The following is an 18,217-nucleotide window of genomic DNA, read 5'->3' as shown; positions in this document are numbered from 1 at the left end:
TTGTTTGAGTTCTTCACTAAGGAACATAAATTTGATTTCCCCAAAATTCATCAGTACACTTATACATAGAAAATCATTTAGGATTGCTATATGATGAGTTTAGTTCGCAATAAGCAGTCATTTTACCGGAGGGGGCTAAGAGCTAGAAAGCTGATAGAGCAACCGCTTTAGCCTCGTTGTCGCCCCCTGAAACTGGCTAGTTACCGTACATATTCAATCAACAAATCGCACCCCCATCTCCCCGAAAAAAATTGCCTTCTCAATTGCTGACTGGACTGGTATTCTATATTGAAAACGTCAACTGCTGTGCGGTGCCACGATCGACAAAGCGCTGTTCACCAATGCCGACGAGTTCCACGATAGTTTCACGCCCTGCAGGTAAAAAGCTACCCTCTCGCGATCCAATCTCAACAATAATTTGTTGCCCTTCGGAACGAACTTGATAAGTTGTTGTGCAAAAGGCACCTGTTTTGTACTCAAAAGTATGACCGTCATCCTCATAAAGGGTAAACTGACCTGTGCCCCTCCAGATCCGAAGCGTCAGAGCGTCTAGGGGGCGTTCATCTACGTATTGCATTACTGGTGCCATCGGAATAATCGAGCCTGCACGGACATATAATGGCATCCGCTCCAGTGGTGCGTGGGCGAGGATAGCGATCGGCCCTTCAAAAACCTCGTCACTCCACCAGTCGTACCAGCGACCTTCCGGCAAATAAACGGCACGGTGTTCGACACCTGGACGGTAAATCGGTGCTGCTAGTAACGAAGGGCCAAGCATTATCTGATCGGCGATAGTGAAGGTCTTCGGGTCATTGGGAAAATGATAGAGCAAGGGGCGCAAAATTGGCGCTCCAGTAGTTGTCGCTTCCCAGAAGAGGGTGTATGTGTAGGGCAGCAATTGGTAACGGAGTTCGATGTATTCGCGACAAATTTTTTCAACCTGGTCACCAAATGCCCAAGGTTCGTGCTGTGCTGTAGTTAGCGCCGAGTGACCCCGCATGAACGGGTAAAGCATTCCTAACTGCATCCAACGAGCAAATAATTCCGCCGTCGCATTACCCGCAAACCCTCCAATATCCGTACCCACAAAAGCGACGCCCGATAAACCCAGGTTACAAAGCATCGGGATGGACATCTCCATGTGTTCCCACAAAGATTGATTATCTCCCGTCCATACGGCTGACCAACGTTGAATGCCAGCATATCCGGCGCGGCTTAGGAAGAAAGCACGCTCTCCCGGACGTGACTTTTCCATCCCTTGATAAGATGCCTGTGCCATCATCAACCCGTAGAGGTTGTGAGTTTCCGCATGGTTTGTTTTCTCATCCGCTGGACCCTGTGGGGCGTCAAGGGGAAACGTTATCTTGTTACCGGGGTCGCCGAACGGTCGGTCATCAAGTGCGGGTTCGTTCATATCGTTCCAGATACCAGCAACACCGATGTCGGTTAGGCTTTTTTGTAAATTTCCCCACCAGTCCCTGACTTCAGAGCGCATGAAGTCGGGAAAAACGGCTTTATCAGGCCAAACGTAGCCGTGAAACAGTTGACCGTTAGTTTTGCGGATAAAATAGTCGTTCTTAAGTCCCTCGTCAAAGACTTGATAATCGGCTTCTGGGTCGTACTTGACCCCAGGTTCAGAAATTGGCACCACCTTAAAGCCATTCTGCTTGAGGTCGTCTACCAATTCTTTCGGGTTAGCGAACCGCTTGGGACTCCAGGTAAAAATCCGGTACCCATTCATGTAGTCGATATCGAAGTGGATGACATCGCAGGGAATCTGGCGCTGACGAAATTCACTAGCTAATTTGCGGATTATATCTTGTGACTCGTAACTCCAGCGACACTGGTGATACCCAAGCGACCATCGAGGCGGCATAGGCATCCGTCCGGTTAGCTGGGTGTAAGTATCGAGAATTTTTGCGGGTTCGGGGCCGTAAATAATGTAATAATCCAGTTCGCTAGCTTGCGTTTCCATCCGCCAGACTCCAGGTTGCTCTGCACCTAGATCGAATCGACTCCAAAATGTGGTGTTGAAGAAAACTCCATACCCCACTCCCGGACGCAACGCCATAAAAAAGGGAATCGCGTGATACATACTGTCTGTAAGAATGCCGAAATCAATGGCATCACTTGTCCAATTAGTTCTCACTTTAGACAGTTGGTCGAGTAAACCAGTGGGTTCGCCGAAGCCATAGAAATGTTCGTCAGCTTCAATTTGTTTCCACCCAGCAGTAGCGCCAGTCCGCCACCCCATCGCCTGGTCTGTATCCTGAGCAAAGGGTTGTCCGGATTTGTCGAAGCATTGGATACGACAAGGATTCTGGTTAACAAGAACGCGAAGCTGTTCAGTCTGAATTTCTACTGCATCTACGGTTTCTCGCACCTCAAACGGCACAGTAGGCCATTCTTCATCTCCTTGTGTGACTGCCCATGACCGATGAGGCAGGAATTGACCAGTTGGCGTCATCCGTACCCGAATTAAGTTTGGCGCAAGCACGCTAATAGCAAGGCAGGGGTCGCCGCATTTGAAAAGGATACGGCGCTGATTCTGTTGTATTGATTGTACTGCTCCCAGGATTGACCAAGGCTGCTCGCTGGTATGCAGTTGCCCGAAGTATTGCGGCATAATCCCTGATTAAAAGATAATTGTTTCTCCAATTGAGATTTACATAAACTACTGGTAAAAAGCTTGTATCTTTAGGCATAGCAAAGATTTAAATTTAACTTTGGCAATAGTCCTAAATTCATAAATTACTTTATAAGTCTTTTTAATACAGACAATATTCCTTTGGTGTACTCATTATCTTCTATTTGAGAATGCAATTTTTTAGCTTCGCTTGTAGCGTTGCCAACTAAATAACCATGTCCAACTGCTTGAAGCATTTCGATATCATTGCCACTTTCGCCAAAAGCTATAGAGTTTTGATAGTTTACATTTGTCTGGCTTAAAATAAAATTAACTATATGTTTTTTCCCTGTTCCTGAAGGGATAAAATCGACATCATAGCAATTTTGTGGATCTCCAACTAATGGATTACATTGACTAATATTTACTTTAATTCCAGCATTTTTAGCTAAATATTTTATTTTAAAAATCGCCTGTCTATCAAGTTGTCTGTTTTGTTGATAGTAATAGTAATTTTTTAAAAATTGAGAATCTGCTATTTGAGGTTGTGGTATCAGATTTATTCCATCTAATTTCAAAATTTTAACTAAATTATTAACTAACTTATCTGAAAACCCACTTTTTCTGAGATTGCTTTCCCATATTTCATCTTTTTCACCGTAGTGTTTTTCATCGAAGTATATCAGTTCTGTACCTAAACTACTGGCTATAAAATGAGGTAATAATCTTAACTGATATATACTCATTTTAGAAAATATTGAAGTTATACTGCTGCCAGTAACCCAACCAAAAATAATGTGTTTTTTCTGAGAGTTGTTTAGTAAATACTCCTCAAGTTCTTTTCGCTCCTTTTGATGACACTCTTTGTTTTCGTGAGCAAGATAAGTTTCATCAAAATCTGTAAAAACAACGTAGTTTGGTTTTGTGACTGGAGGTAAGAGCTTTGTCTTATGTTCGGAATATTTCATATCAAGCCTCGACAATCTTATTTGTGCTTCTATTAGGAGTTGGCTATGAATTATTTAGTGTCAAAAAATCTGGATTTACATTAGAGATATGCCACCATTGATACACAAATACTGTCCCGTAACAAATTTGGACTCTTGACTAGCGAAGTAAAGCACTGCTTCCGCAATATCCTGTGGAGTACCCCAATGCTGCATGGGAATTCTTACTTGGTAAGCATCTTTTTTCTCTTGAGGGGTAGTCTCGTGACGTTCTACAGGAATCCACCCTGGAGCGATCGCATTCACTGTAATGCCAAATGGAGCAAGTTCGGTGGCCATGCTGCGGGTGAACCCGATTTGTCCGCCTTTAGCGGTAACATAAGCGCTGAAGTTGTTGACTGTCCGAAAAAAAACATCGCTACTGATATTGATAATTCGTCCCCATTGTTTCTCCTTCATCGCGGGTAAGCAAGCACGGGTGAGCAAGAAAGGACTCTTGATAAAAAAGTCGATCATTGTCTGGAAATCTTGCCAAGTGTACTCTTCAAAGGGTATTTGGGGCTGATTTCCGGTTGCATTCAGCACTAAAATATCTACAGATCCTAACTGTGTAGCGATCGCTTCGTAAATCGCTGTCACATCTTCTTCATTGGTTACATCACCCTTGACGAGGACAGCCTCACAGCCAAGGTCTTGTAACTCTGCCAGCGCAGTTTCTGCACGCGATAAATTGTTGTTGTAGTTGAGGGCGACCTTAGCACCCGCTAAACCTAGCCTCAAGGCGATCGCTTTCCCCAACCCAGCACTGCTTCCTGTGACTAAGGCAACGTGTCCATCTAAAGAAAATGACATTTAATCGGGTATCCTCTTATAAAAATTAGAAATCACGTGACTGAGAACAGGAATCAAAACTCTTGTAACAATTGGCACAAATAATCCAAACTCTCTTTAGTGCCATGCTGAACATCTGCTGGTTCTTCGTACTCAACTGCCCAGTATCCTCGATAACCTGCATTCAATAGTTCTGTGATAATAGGCTCCCAAACGATTTCTCCCTTTCCAAAAGCACAGAACTGGGGCCTGCCATCAGCCCATGTGACATCTTTCCAATGACTGTAGTTTACCCAAGGAAGGATGTAGCGTAGTGCCATCAGAGGATCTGTCCCCTGGTTCAAAAAGTTAGCAGGATCGTAGTTGACTCCAACAACAGGACTCTTGATGCCTTCCATAATCTTGGCAACTCGTTGCCCTGTTGCTGTTGGACCACCGTGATTTTCAATGGTTATTTTAATACCATGTGCTTCGGCGTAATCACCAATTTGGTTAAAAGCATAGTGAAGCCGAGTAAAAACCTCTGGCGGAACGTTATCGTTTCTATGACCACCAGATAATAAGCGGACGAATTTTGCCCCCAGTTGTTTAGCTATGTCAATAAAACGCTGTACTCTTTGAATCTCTTTTTCTAGAGCTATTTCGTCGGGAATAGTGAAATCATTTCGTGCGGCTATACAGATGATATCTACTCCGGCTTCCTCTGCCCAAGTAGCAATCTTGGCGACTGATTCGTCGTTACCACTATCTAGAAGGTGTTTGGCTGCTTGTGGATGAGCATTGACTTCTACTGAGCGAATACCTTGGTTGGCTACCCAGTGAAAATATTCCGGTATTTCTACTTCTCTCCAGCCCCAAGCTGCACAGGCAATGTTTGATGAATTGATGTTATTCGGCATATTTAAACCTCCTGATACGACTGTTTTAAAAGTTAGGAATCCCAAATGGGATTATATCATTGTTTGCGCGATAAGTTTTTCAAACCTACACATTACACATATTGATAGAACAATTTAATGCTCTGACAGACTTCCTCAAGTTGAGCAACTGTTAATTCTGGATAAATAGGTAAACTCAGAATTTGGTGTGACTGCATCTCTGCAACGGGAAAACTGCCTTCTGCATAGCCTAATTCTTTGCCTGCTGTAGACAAATGAATTGGTACGGGATAGTGAATTGCCGTGCCAATACCGCGATCGCTCAAAAATTGGCGCAATTCATCGCGCCGTTTAGCTTGGATGACGAAGGTGTGGTACACGCATTTTTCCCGCTCACGTTCTGACGGCATTTGGATCTGAGGAATGCCAGCAAGTTGAGTTTGGTAATAGCGAGCATTTTCCCGACGCCGCTGTGTCCATTCTTGGAGGTACCGCAATTTGACTAAAAGAATTGCTGCTTGTAAAGTATCTAAACGGGAATTGTGAGACCATAAAACACAGTCATCGCGACTACGCAAGCCAATATTACGCATAATTTTCAGCTTGTCGTACAGTTCTGGATTATCTGTAACTAACACTCCCCCATCTCCACAAGCATTTAAGTTTTTGAGTGGATGTAAGCTAAAACAGCCCACTGTTCCAAAAGAACCCACTGGCTGACCTTGATACTCAGCCAGTACAGCTTGAGCCGCATCCTCTACTACGGCTATTCCTTTTTCTTGAGCAATGGTTAAAATTGGCTCCATATCGCAAGGTCGCCCTGTAAGATGGACTGGGAGAATTGCCTTGGTCTTAGGGGTAATAGCAGATAAAATTTGGCTGGGATCAATATTGTAATCATCGCCCACATCAACGAATACAGGTCTAGCTCCAAGCACGCGAATACAGCTAGCTGAAGCCACAAAAGAATTAGGAACAGTAATAACTTCATCACCGGAACGAATACCAATTGCTTTGAGTGCGAAAATTAAAGCATCTGTCCCAGAATTTACGCCAATGGCATAACGAACACCGCACAATTGAGCAAACTGACGCTCAAACTCAGCAACTTGCTCGCCTAAAATAAAGTTCCCCTCATCAATGACTTCGCCAATTTCTGCCAGCAACTCAGACTTCAGGGAAGCGTGTTGACTTTTGAGATTGACAAAGGGAATTTGATTAATCGTTAATTGTTTTTGCACTTTATTTAATATCCCAAAATGTTGAGAATCACTTCACGAGAATGACCAGACTGGCGATGTTCCCAAATATAGATGTCTTGCAACTTACCCATAAGTAAAAGACCTTCACCAACGGGAATTTGTTCGGAAGTGTTGGTGAGGGCGGCTCGAATATGGGCAGGCATATCGTCTAAACCCTCTCCAGCTAAGAGATATTGACCTGTTTCTGGAACTAATTTGGCAAAAAATGCTTCTACATCCGGTCGCGCATCATTCTCCTGAATCAGTAAACTGGCTGAAGTATGACGCAGAAAAAGAGTACAAAGCCCTGCTTGAATTCCCGATTCTGTGACGATCGCTTGCACTTGGCGTGTAATTTGACAGAGCGATTTACCAGTGGTTTGTACCTGAATCGCTTGTTGGTAAAGTCTTATCGATGAGTTTGTCATGTTAATTCCTTAACCTAGATGCTCAAACCAGGATTTTGTCTCTTGCTGAATCGCTCCCGGTGTCCAGACTGGAGCATCTCGCCAGAGTTCAATATTGGCTAACATCTCAGTTACCCCTTGACTCAAGGTTACTTGAGGTTGCCATCCTAAAAGAGTCGTAGCCTTGGTAATATCTGCCCAAGTACAATCAGGTTCTCCTGGACGTTTGGGGATATGGACGATCGGGCCTTCTAATAATTGAACGAGTCTCAAAACGCTTTCAGATTGACCGGAACCAATGTTGATAATTTCGCCTATAATATCAGATTGAGCAGCTTTGACAAACGCTTCTACTACATCGCTGACAAAGGTAAAGTCTCTAGTTTGAGTCCCATCGCCCACGACAGTGAAAGGTGTTCCGGCTAGTTTCTGAGCCAAAAACACGCCAAATACCGCACCATACGCGCCAGTCGTGCGCGATCGCGGCCCATAAACGTTAAAGAGTCGTAATGAAAGGGCTGGAAGTTTATAAACTTGCGCCCAATGCATGACGAGTTGTTCCCCCATATATTTAGTCAATCCGTAGGGGTGTTTGGGATGGCAGGGATATGTTTCTGGTGTTGGATATTGGTCAGGAATGCCGTAGCAGGTTGAGGAAGCTGTGTAAATAAACCTCTCGATTTGAGCAGTACGGCAAGCCTCCAAAAGAGCGAAGGTACTATGTAAATTAGAATGATAGTAGTCTCCTGGATTTTGGATTGAGGGAACTAAATCAGCTAATCCTGCTAAATGAAATACCCAATCTATGTCTGCTAGGGTGGGAGCGGAAATATTGGCTATATCCTGCTCCATAAAAGTAAAATTTTTAGAGGTTTGAGCTACTCTTAGATTAGCAGTTCGCCCTGTAACCAAATTATCCAAACCAACAACACTATGACCGGATTTTAGGAGGCGATCGCACAAGTGACTGCCAATAAACCCAGCAGCACCAGTCACTAAGCAACGTTTAGGAGAATTCACTTGACTGTTCATTCAAAGCTTGATATTCTAATCTGTTAGAACGTTTATTACTATAACACACTTTTGTCTCACCAATTCAATTTATATCTTCTAAATTTATTTTTCTATTATACTGTTCTGGCTCGCGTGTATCGGTTGGTTTTTTCTGTCATTAAATATGACAGCTATATAACTATAACTTTTTGTTTGACATTTTATAAATGAGTTTAGCTAATTCTTCGCAGTCAACAATAATATTCTCGTTATTTGCTTCACAAAAGAGACATCCGTAATTAACTCCTAAGCCTTGAGCTATAGTATAGAAAAAATGACTAATTTTTTGACCAAATATTTCAATGATAGTTGCCCTATGAGAGAAAATCATATTTGTTAATCCGGCTCCATGAGGAGCAACAATAATTTTGGCTTGAGCAAAAATTTTTACCTGATCTTGCCAATCTATATCTTCAAGAACATAAGTAACGAAATCCATTTTTGCTAAAGTTTCTATCACTTCTTCTTCATTGAGAATGCGTCGAGCATTTGTTTGACGGCGAGAAAGAAAAACGTTTGGACTCAAAGGAATTTTTGAAATCGCATAACTATCTATATTACCAAGAATACGTTCTTTTACCCAAGAACAAGCTTTGATTGAAACTCGGCCTTCTTCCCGCCGCTTAGAGCAAATAACTAATTCGTTAATCTTAGCTCTATATCCATTCCATTGAAGACAATCTTCTACCCGATAACCCATCAATTCTAAAGATTTAATTTTCCAATGTGGAGGGTCTTTATCGATTATTAATACTGGTTTTTTGCCTGTCTTTTTAGAATAATATTCTAGGGCTTCTAGCCGAGTTAAGCCCTCAGAAATCCAATGAGCGTACAAACGACTCCAATAATTAACTAATGAACAAGCTAAATCAATATGTTCGGAATCAGAGATAGGTCTAATATATTGGAAATTAAAACCTTGCTTAAGTGTTGAAATGACACTGTGTTCTAAACAGTCTACTCTGTCTAAAGCTGTTTCTAAAATGATCTTTCTATCTTCAGAAAACCCAATAGCATCAATCCCAAACAGTTCAACATTTTTAACTTCAGTAGCAAAAGGAACGGTAAATTTAAAAATTCCTTCTTTTTCTTTTAATACACTGGGTATTGGTTGATAACTGATGGGCTGTTGAATTTCAACAGTCTCATCATACTTTAATCGATATAAATTATGGTTATTCTCGGAGGATTCTATCAACTCTGACCTTCTAATTAAATGTTTATTAATATAATTAAACAAAAATAAGTAGATCAACTTGAGAGCAGCTATTTGTTGATATTCATCTTCAAATTTAGGAAGATTATTTTCCCTTTTACCTTGCTCCATTGCTTCAGTTGTTGTGAGAATATGAGTATCGATAAAATTTAATAATATAGGATATATTATTATGAGAATCAGCAAATGTTTAAGACTGCCCCCACCTCTGTTCATCTATTTATAAGCCTCTCCGTTTAGATTGCCAATTAAAAAGTAATTCTTTTCATCTCTTAAAGAAGAAAATTCCGGGGAGTTTCTCAATAATTAATAAACAGATTTACCTCCAATATTTTTAAACAAAATACTTTAGTTGGGCTAAGTTGTCCAGCCTAGCCGAAACCTCTATCTCTTCTGGAGCAACAACTTCTTTACTCAGTAAATAAAATCTACCGACCCCTGCCGATTTGGCAGCTTGCATATCCGATATTTTATCACCAATCATCATTGACCTTTTAAGATCTATTGGATATTTCCGGCAAGCCTGTTCAATCATTCCTGGGGACGGTTTACGACACCTGCAGTTCCTGCAATAATTAGGTATAGCAGCTTGGGGGTGATGTGGGCAATAAAAGATATCCAGCAATGGCACGCCTTGTCTGGTAAACTGCTCGCACATCCATTCACTCAGGTCTAAAAAGTCCTGTTCGGAATAATAACCGCGGGCAATACCCGACTGATTAGTAATTACAATCAGCTCGTAACCCAAATTATGCAGTAGACGACAGACTGTAAACACGCCCTCGATAAACTCAAACTGCTCACGAATCGCAACATACCCATAATCAACATTGATAACACCATCGCGATCGAGAAAAGCTACTTTGATCACCTCGCTAAGTCCTTGACTTTGTTCATAATCCCAATAGCATCAATACCTTGATGAGGTAATTGCTCCCATACTCCACTCGAACCTTCTTGATGAGTACCCATATAGGCATATTTGGGAGAAAAACCGCGCTCTAGTAACCAGGACCCAAATCGAATTCCCAGCCCTGTGCGACGATTTAACGATTCAACGACCAAGACAAAGGGTGTGGAGCCAATCTTTGCCATGATGTCTTCATCAACCAGATTCAGCGTTGGCTTGTTGATTAGCCCTACATCAATTCCTGCTTGCTTGAGATTTTCCACCACCTCAAGAGCGCGGTAAATTACTTCACCAAAGCTGACAATGTACCCTGCTGTACCCTCACGTACAACGTCATCCTTTCCCGGAACAAAGGTATAGCCGTCTCCATACAAAGGTTTGCCATCAGCATCCAGGATATCGGGGACTGGGGAACGACTGGAAAAGATAAACCGTAAACCTGGTTGATGAAACACAGTCTCCACACAGGCTTTCATTTGACCGCCATCTACTGGATAATACAGACGGGTTTCGTAGCCATCATCTAGCCCGTTATCTGCAAACATATTATTCAAACCAAAATGGCAGCTATTATCTGCTATTTCATCTATACCACTATGGGAAAATTGGCACAGAACGTTGGATTTATTCAGCCGCGCCATTGTGATTTCTGAAATGCACATTTCTAAAAAGGCGCTATAGGTGCTGAAAATCCCCTGTTTTCCTTCCTCCATGCCAAATCCCGCGGCGGCTGCGAAATTTCCTCGCTCCATGATGCCACCGTGATAGAAAATCTCTGGATAGGCTTGACTAATTTTGTTAATCCCACAGGACTCTCCCAAATCACTGTCGATGCACATCACATTTTCTTGGCGTTCTGCGGGAGTCATGGAACCGAGAATTGAAACGACAGTGGCATCGAAGACATGGCGAGTTTTACTGCTAGAACCTGTAAAGGTGTAGGTTGGTTTGAGTGGAACAATTCCTTTGAGATAATTAACAGCTTGAGTGTGTCGGCGAGTTTCTAGATAAGCGATCGCCAAATCCAACGCCAGAGCATCATGACCAAGGGGCGTACCCTCTACCCCGCTAATACCAGGACACATTTGGCGTTTATTCACAACCGCTACGGGACCGTCTGTGGTAGCTGCTTCACAGAGACGACGATACAAATCATCTAGGTCTTCGCCTTCTCCTGTTAGTACAGTTAGTCCATGTCCAGCTAAGGTTTGACTGACATTAAAACCTGGTAAATAATCTGAAGGGTATCCACTACAGGTAGAATTGTTATCGTCAACAATTAACTTGACATTGAGATTTTTGGCTACAGCTAAACGTGCTGCTTCGGCATTATTTCCTTCTTGCTGTGACCCATCTGATCCCAGACAAAAGACTACCCGATTGGGATTAGCGATCGCTACTCCATTCACATAAGGCCACATATGTCCCAATCTCCCAGCACTAAATTTCACCCCAGGAGTGCGTCCCCGTTCTGGATGAGCAAGAAGTTTGGAATAGGGTTCTCGATAGTGCAGCAGATTTTCCGCATCAAGATCGCCGAGTAGAGTCGCCATGAGATATTGTGTGGCAACTCGGTGTCCGGCTTCATCAAAGAAAATCGGTACAAACTTATCTGGTACTCCCCGAAAGAAGGCATCTAGAATCATAACTTCGGGAACTGTATCATAAGCCCCTCCTGTATGACCGCCTAGACCTTTTGCTGCTGCTATGGCAGTAAAGAAAACAATAGCGTCTCTACAAAGTTGAATATTAGCCTTGAGGGTTTCTCGCTCATCTTTAGTCAGTGTTGAATTACCTGGATCTAATTTCAACGGCTTGTAAGCATCTAGGTTAATGGGAAAGCGTAACGTTGTTACAGGCATTGGTTCTCGTTCCTTAGAGCTTATCGAGTTTTCCTTAAGTGAAACACGCCCTAAAAAATTAGCGCTAACACTTACCCAGAGAATTCTACTGCCTCGATGTCTCCCCGACTCCTTGTTTTTAACGTTACTTTACAAAGTAACGTTACAATTTTTTATGAAAGTTATATATTTTTTACATTTTAACAATTGTGTTAAATCATGTTAAATTTATTATAATAATATATAAATATCTTAATCATACAGATATTAGAAATAGGCTAATATTTTAGGTACTGACAAAAACTAAGGAAAAATGTAATTTGATGTTCGGGTTAATTAAACAGATACCAACATGGCAAAAACTAAAGTGGCTACAGAATCTAATAAAGCCTCTATTAATGAAATATATTCAGCAAAATCTACTTGATAGAAAAACCTTAATTTTTCAAGCTGATACCCGTAAGAAAAATAAATTTTTTTCGCTAAAATACGAAGAATCAATTTATTATGACCAGTCAATCTCTTCCTACGAGGTTCCAGAAATTATCAAAGAAAAAGAAGGAGAGTTTAGTTTTAGTATTCCTTTTGTGGCGGAAATTCAAAATGTATATTTAATTGGTCCTCATGCTGTTGGCGTTACAAAAGATATAAAAATTGTTTTAGAGACAGCATTAGCGAGAGAAGACTGTCTTGAAAAAAGTATTACAGCTACTATAAATCAAGGATTATCTCTACATTACCTACAATCTGCCTCAGATATAAAAAAAATTGATTTTGCTTGCTCATTAATTAATTGTTGGAGCGATTTATATGCCCATTGGATGGTAGAATGTTTGACACGAATTGAAGCACTTGAACACTACTATGAAAAAACTGGTGAACGACCTAAATTAATCATTGAAAAAAATGCTCCTTTGTGGAAAATGCAGTCATTGGAACTAATGGGGTATAGCCCAGAGGATTGCATTGAGTGGCAAGGCTATAAAGCTCAAGTCAACCGATTGGTTATTCCCTCCAACCGACGGGAGCAACGTCGTCAATCAATTAAAGCTTGTCGTTGGCTTGGCGAACGAATACTTAGTAATCTTGACTTTAGTAAAACTAGCGATATTCCTTTGTCTCCAAAAATTATCATCTCCAGAAAAAAAGCTCTTTGCCGTCGGGTAATTAATGAAGAAGAATTAAATAAAAATTTAGCTAAAATGGGCTTTATTTCCTATGTTTTGGAAGATTTAGATTTTCCAACTCAGGTAAAAATATTTTCCCAGGCAAAAATTATTGTTGCTCCTCATGGAGCTGGTTTTGCTAATATGATCTTTTCAAACAACCCAATTATTATTGAGTTGTTTGGTCAAAAACCCAGCTACTTTTTTTATACTCTGGCTAAAGGCCTAGGATTTAAACATGGTTTTATTCTTTGCAAACCACAAGATGATGATATGATTGTTGATTGCCGTGAATTAAATGACTTTCTCAATCGTATGATTGACAAAGAAGGAAGTTAATAATACTATTATTTAGGGAGAGAGTTTAATTCAAGAATTATCTATATCCTATTCACATCAGCAGTCAGCAAACAACTATGAATTATCAATCAATTTTAATAATTACTTACGGTCGAACTGGTTCTACGTTATTACAAGGAGTTCTCAATAGCCTAGAAGGTTGCCTGATTAGAGGAGAAAATAATAATTTCTGCTTTTCTCTATTTAACACTTATCAAGCAATCTTAAAAGCCAAAGAAAAAGCAGCTAATGTTCCGGCTGACTATCCAGCTACGGTTGTCAACCATCCTTGGTATGGAGCGCCTTTATTAAATGAGAAATTATTCCTCACTCGATGCCAATCATTAGTTAAAGAATTAATTATTGCTGACAAGAGCCATTCCCCGCAAGTCCAGTGTTACGGCTTTAAAGAAAGATATACTTATCCAGAAATTTTGAATAATTTTGACGAATATCTTAGCTTTTTAACCAATATTTTTCCCAATGTTGCGTTTCTTTTTAACACCAGAAATATCGAGAATGTTCTTCAAAGTGGGTGGTGGCGAGAACGAGATTATAACATAAGTAAAGAAATAATATTAACAACTGAGGAGCGATTTTATAGTTATTTAACTAAGTATAAAAACACGTTTCATATTCAATATGAAGATGTTATTAGTAAAAGTAATAATTTTAAAAATATGCTTGACTTTTTAGGGTGTTCCTATGATAATCAAAAAATGGACGCTGTACTCAGTCAAAAACATAGTTATGATATCAAACCAAGGCTCTGAGCTGAAGCATTATATTCATGATGAAGACGCTTCTTTTCTGTAGATGTTCGCTTCTCCTCTAATTAAGGATCGGTTAAGGTGATGAACGACCCACTGAATGAAAACTTAAAAGTGGTACTGCCGGAAAACATTGCTCAAAAACTTGAGCGTGCTTTAGCTCAACTGCCGAAAGGAAAAACAGCAAAAATTGAGGAGCCTACTCAATGGGAAGCCGCATTAAACTATGTTTTATTAATTACAATAGGTGAGGAACGATACGTTTTTCGCGCTAGACGTGGCAATTCCTTAGAAGGAATTAACGCATACTTGAAGCGGATGTATGAGAACACAGGTTTTTTAGAAATAGGAGGAAAATTTAAACTTAGAACGATTGCTGAAGAAATTGACTTTATCAGCCACGCCCTAACTGTTGGCTTGCCTGTCCCTAAGTTAATTAAAGCAGATACAGATTGGATGCTGATTGAATACATTGAAGGGAAATTATTCCATGAATTACTGGAGGCAGGACAAGTAGAAATTCTGCTCAAGCTTCTGCGAGAACTTAACTTTGCTCACAGACAGGGAATCATTTATGGCGATCGCTGGGGGAAAAATGAAATTATAGATTCCCAAGGGAATGTGCGACTGATTGATTTTGAGATTGAATGGTCACAAGAGGAAGATGACAACAGAGTTCTTGAAGATTTAGAAATGGCATTTACTATTTTTAGTTGTTTGAGACAAATTCGTAGTCATGATAAATTATTAAAAATCATCCAAACTGAGGCCATGCCAATGCTGAAAGCAGAGGGCTATCGAATCAGCAGAATGAGGCAGTTTATTGCAGGTTTCTCTATGTACTACGTTGACCCCAACAAACCAAGTAATACTTGGACTATACCATCAGATTTGTACGTTCCTATAGCTAAAGCAGCAAATCGCTTAATTGCCATATTTGCCGAAGTTGAATAATCCTCTAATGAGTTATTTCCTTATTTAAAAATGAAAACTATAGTTTATCAGTCTTATCGTACCCACAATGTACCTAGTTGGATTAATACCTGTATGCAAACAGTTAAAAAGTGGGCAACACTGAAGGGATTCGATTATGAAATGATCGATGATAAACTGTTGGATTATGTTCCGGATTGGTATAAAGAAAAAGCGCAGGGAAAAATACAGCCAATTAGTGATTTAGCTCGACTAGAATTAGCGAAAGAGTTTCTTCTAAAAGGATATGAGCGAACTGTTTGGATAGATGCTGACATTCTCATCTTTCAGCCAGAAAACTTAGATATTAGTACGAGAGCAGAATATTTATTTTGTCGCGAAGCTTGGATAGAGCTAGAAGCAGGAAGTACAGTAGAGGAAAATAAAATTGTTTGTAGTAGTAAAGTTCATAATGCTTTAACTATGTTTACTCAAAATAATAGCTTTTTAGATTTTTATATTTATGTTTGCAAAGAAATTGTTAAGAATAATCAAGGTAAACTTTCCTCGATTGAAGTTAGTACTAGATTTCTAACTAATCTGCATCAAATTTTTCCTTTGCCTCTTTTCAATAATATAGGGCTTTTTAGTCCTTTAAATATGTATGCTCTTGCTCAAGAAAAAAGGTATTTTACTCAAGAGTATGTCAGACTATTAGGATTTCCTATTTACGCGGCAAATTTGTGTTCATCATTTAGAAATAATAGCTATCAGGGAATAGATATGAACGATCAAGTCTACGAGATTGTGATTGAAAAGCTTTTAGAAACAAAAGGAGAATTAGTCAACCAATATTTGAACAGTGAGTGACAAAATCCAATTAATGAGTGTTTTTCAAAGTGATATATGAACCAGAGACAAAAAACTTGTGGAGTACAGATTTCGATGTTACAACTATCACTAATATGAGTAAACATATTTTTTTGTATACACTTGATCCAGGGGTTGGCGGAGTTGCACAAAACAATCACTTAATTATGTGTACATTAGCAAGATTGGGATATCAAGTTACCTGTGTACAACCCCCAGCCTATGATGATAGGGTAATTAACTTCCAAAAGCAGTTGGGTATTCAGCACCTATGGGTAGAAGCTAAGAACAAAAACAATTCACGAGGCTTTGATGTTGAAAGTTGGCAACCGACTTTAATAAATAGCTCCCCAAAACCAAGTTTAATTATTTGTAGTAACACCCATCCGTTCGCCAGCTTTGCCGTTAAACAAATCGCTATTCCACTGGGAATACCCTACATTGTAATCGAGAATCTGGTTCTACCAGATATGGCTCTTCGGTTTGTTGAATATCTAGATGAGCTATCACATCACTACATTCAAGCCAAGTCAGTTATTGCTGTTTCTTATGATGATTTAGGTGTATTACACAGATTATTCAAGCTTCCCAAGAATAAAGGAAAGGTTATTTATTATGGACGACCTGTAGAATATTTTACTCCTTGCGATTTTGGCGTGCGCGATCGCCTGCGCCAATCGCTTAACATACCAACAGATGCTGTAGTTTGCTTCACAGCGGCTCGCATAGAATTGCGAAAAGGCTACCAGTATCAGTTAGAAGCAATTAAGCAGTTGATGCTTAGTTCAGTATGGTCTCAACTTTACTTTGTCTGGGCTGGAGGTGGAATTTTTGAGCCACAACTTGAAAAGGAACTCCAACAAGCAGTTGAGCAACTGGAAATAACTGATAAAATTAAATTTTTAGGACAAGTTACCAATGTTTCAGAGTGGCTAGATACTTCTGACATCTTTATATTGCCTTCAGTATCGGAAGCATTTGGAATGTCCATTGCTGAGGCTATGGCAAAAGGATTGCCAGTCATTGCCACAGCAGTCGGGGGTATTCCAGAAGTCTTGGGTAATACTGGCAAATTACTTCCTGACCCCAACATTGATTCGCAAGCCACAGTGAGAGAATTGGTAACGACGATTCAAGACTGGGTTATGACTCCACAGTTGCGTCACGACCTTGGTCAGCATTGCAAACAGCGAGCAGAAGAAATGTTTAGGGAAGAACGGAGTATGAAAGAAGTATTGGAAGTGATTGAGCGGGTACTCCTGCTATCCGAAGATACATCCCATGAGTATTAAAACTACCATATTAATACGCACAAAAAACGAAGCTCAAGACATAGCAAAAACTTTGAGATTGGTGACAAGTCAATCTTTCAAGATCAACGATATTGTTGTGGTAGATTCTGGCTCGACTGATGAAACAGTTAATGTTGTCAAACAGTGGAGTGAGGTTAAGCTAATTCAAATTCAGCCTGAAGAATTTACATTTGGTCGTTCTTTGAACATTGGCTTTAAAGCTACTGAGGCAGAAATCGTTATAGCGTTGAGCGCTCATGCTTTTCCCTGCGATCGCTACTGGTTGCAAAACCTGGTTAAGCACTTTGATGACCCTGAAGTAGCGGGAGTTTATGGCAAACAGGTTCCTCAACCTGATGCTTGGCCCCCTGTTCAGCGAGACCTAGCGTTTTATGGAGACCAGCTACGAACTCAGACAAACCCGGATAGTCCTGGCGAACACTTTTTTTCCAATGCTAATTCTGCTATTCGTCGTCAGTGCTGGGAAAAACACTGTTTTGATGAAACGCTAACTGGTAGTGAGGATTGGGAGTGGTCACGGGCGATGCTAAGGCTGGGCTACAAAATCATCTATGAGCCTGAAGCAGCCGTATATCACTCACACAACGAGCGTCTTCTGAAGGTATATCAGCGAGTTTACAGAGAAGCGCTGGCATTTCAGTCGATGTACGGGGAAAAAATGAGCTTGCACCAGGCACTACGTAAATGGCGCAGGTCAGTATTAGCGGACATTCGCTTCATCCTCCAAAATGGCAAAAGTTACGAGTGGATTTTACGTGCACCAATCTATCGCCTATTCTGGATTTACGGACTGCTTAAACCCAGTTTAGCCGCACCAATGTGGGAGCTGTTTGTTAAACGCTGGTTGAGAGACTATTCCAACAAGCCGTTGCATTAAAAGTTTTGTCAAGGCAGGCT

General features: G+C 40.6%; 16 protein-coding genes. 6 read left to right on the top strand and 10 right to left on the bottom strand.

The genetic code is table 11. The annotated features are described in order from the left end of the window. Positions 1–283: 283 nt before the first annotated feature. The 10 genes from E5S67_RS18935 to E5S67_RS18890 all read right to left on the bottom strand — a co-directional run bounded on the left by E5S67_RS18935 (position 284) and on the right by E5S67_RS18890 (position 11,971). Positions 284–2,626 carry a glycoside hydrolase family 31 protein gene (locus E5S67_RS18935; RefSeq protein WP_172189842.1) on the bottom strand — a complete coding sequence of 781 codons (2,343 nt, stop codon included), beginning with the start codon at positions 2,624–2,626 and terminating at the stop codon, positions 284–286. A gap of 125 nt (positions 2,627–2,751) precedes the next feature. Then, the gene (locus tag E5S67_RS18930) at positions 2,752–3,594 is read right to left on the bottom strand and encodes an HAD-IIB family hydrolase (protein ID WP_172189840.1); all 843 of its coding nucleotides are present in this window, start codon (positions 3,592–3,594) and stop codon (positions 2,752–2,754) included. Positions 3,595–3,669: 75 nt separating this feature from the next. Beyond that, positions 3,670–4,425, bottom strand: a complete 756-nt coding sequence (locus E5S67_RS18925) for an SDR family NAD(P)-dependent oxidoreductase (protein WP_172189838.1) — start codon at positions 4,423–4,425, stop codon at positions 3,670–3,672. A gap of 53 nt (positions 4,426–4,478) precedes the next feature. Beyond that, the gene (locus E5S67_RS18920; protein WP_172189836.1) at positions 4,479–5,303 is read right to left on the bottom strand and encodes a sugar phosphate isomerase/epimerase family protein; all 825 of its coding nucleotides are present in this window, start codon (positions 5,301–5,303) and stop codon (positions 4,479–4,481) included. A gap of 92 nt (positions 5,304–5,395) precedes the next feature. Continuing rightward, a complete protein-coding gene (locus E5S67_RS18915; RefSeq protein ID WP_172189834.1) occupies positions 5,396–6,523 on the bottom strand; it encodes an aminotransferase class V-fold PLP-dependent enzyme in 1,128 nt (375 codons plus the stop codon). Positions 6,524–6,528: 5 nt separating this feature from the next. Next, on the bottom strand, positions 6,529–6,951 hold the full coding sequence (locus E5S67_RS18910) for a secondary thiamine-phosphate synthase enzyme YjbQ (RefSeq protein ID WP_216670570.1): 423 nt from the start codon (positions 6,949–6,951) through the stop codon (positions 6,529–6,531). Positions 6,952–6,960: 9 nt separating this feature from the next. Further along, the gene (locus tag E5S67_RS18905; protein WP_172189832.1) at positions 6,961–7,962 is read right to left on the bottom strand and encodes an SDR family oxidoreductase; all 1,002 of its coding nucleotides are present in this window, start codon (positions 7,960–7,962) and stop codon (positions 6,961–6,963) included. Between the two features lie 160 nt (positions 7,963–8,122). Next, a complete protein-coding gene (locus E5S67_RS18900) occupies positions 8,123–9,415 on the bottom strand; it encodes a glycosyltransferase family 61 protein (protein ID WP_172189830.1) in 1,293 nt (430 codons plus the stop codon). Positions 9,416–9,533: 118 nt separating this feature from the next. After that, entirely contained in the window at positions 9,534–10,070 is a 537-nt protein-coding gene (gmhB, locus tag E5S67_RS18895; RefSeq protein ID WP_172189828.1) for a D-glycero-beta-D-manno-heptose 1,7-bisphosphate 7-phosphatase, read from the bottom strand. Continuing rightward, entirely contained in the window at positions 10,067–11,971 is a 1,905-nt protein-coding gene (locus E5S67_RS18890) for a transketolase C-terminal domain-containing protein (protein WP_172189826.1), read from the bottom strand. Before E5S67_RS18890 ends, gmhB begins: the two co-directional genes overlap by 4 nt. A gap of 377 nt (positions 11,972–12,348) precedes the next feature. Between E5S67_RS18890 and E5S67_RS18885 the strand changes: the two genes are divergently transcribed. From E5S67_RS18885 to E5S67_RS18860, 6 genes are all read left to right on the top strand, one after another. Beyond that, positions 12,349–13,455: a glycosyltransferase family 61 protein gene (locus E5S67_RS18885; RefSeq protein WP_172189824.1), complete on the top strand. Its 1,107-nt coding sequence runs from the start codon at positions 12,349–12,351 to the stop codon at positions 13,453–13,455. Between the two features lie 77 nt (positions 13,456–13,532). Beyond that, complete coding sequence (locus tag E5S67_RS18880; RefSeq protein ID WP_172189822.1) at positions 13,533–14,228, top strand: sulfotransferase; 696 nt, start codon at positions 13,533–13,535, stop codon at positions 14,226–14,228. Between the two features lie 78 nt (positions 14,229–14,306). Beyond that, positions 14,307–15,179 (top strand): protein kinase family protein, encoded by an 873-nt coding sequence (locus E5S67_RS18875; RefSeq protein ID WP_216670569.1) that lies wholly within the window; start codon positions 14,307–14,309, stop codon positions 15,177–15,179. Between the two features lie 30 nt (positions 15,180–15,209). After that, positions 15,210–16,007 carry a hypothetical protein gene (locus E5S67_RS18870; protein WP_172189818.1) on the top strand — a complete coding sequence of 266 codons (798 nt, stop codon included), beginning with the start codon at positions 15,210–15,212 and terminating at the stop codon, positions 16,005–16,007. Between the two features lie 95 nt (positions 16,008–16,102). Then, entirely contained in the window at positions 16,103–17,299 is a 1,197-nt protein-coding gene (locus E5S67_RS18865) for a glycosyltransferase family 4 protein (RefSeq protein WP_172189816.1), read from the top strand. Further along, the gene (locus E5S67_RS18860) at positions 17,289–18,197 is read left to right on the top strand and encodes a glycosyltransferase family 2 protein (RefSeq protein WP_172189814.1); all 909 of its coding nucleotides are present in this window, start codon (positions 17,289–17,291) and stop codon (positions 18,195–18,197) included. Before E5S67_RS18865 ends, E5S67_RS18860 begins: the two co-directional genes overlap by 11 nt. Positions 18,198–18,217: the final 20 nt, after the last annotated feature.

The organism is Microcoleus asticus IPMA8, from assembly GCF_013179805.1.
GTDB classification, from domain to species: Bacteria; Cyanobacteriota; Cyanobacteriia; order Cyanobacteriales; family Microcoleaceae; genus Microcoleus; species Microcoleus asticus.
The sequence above is the reverse complement of the archived record's forward strand: the minus strand, read 5'-3'. Positions and strand labels throughout refer to the sequence as shown.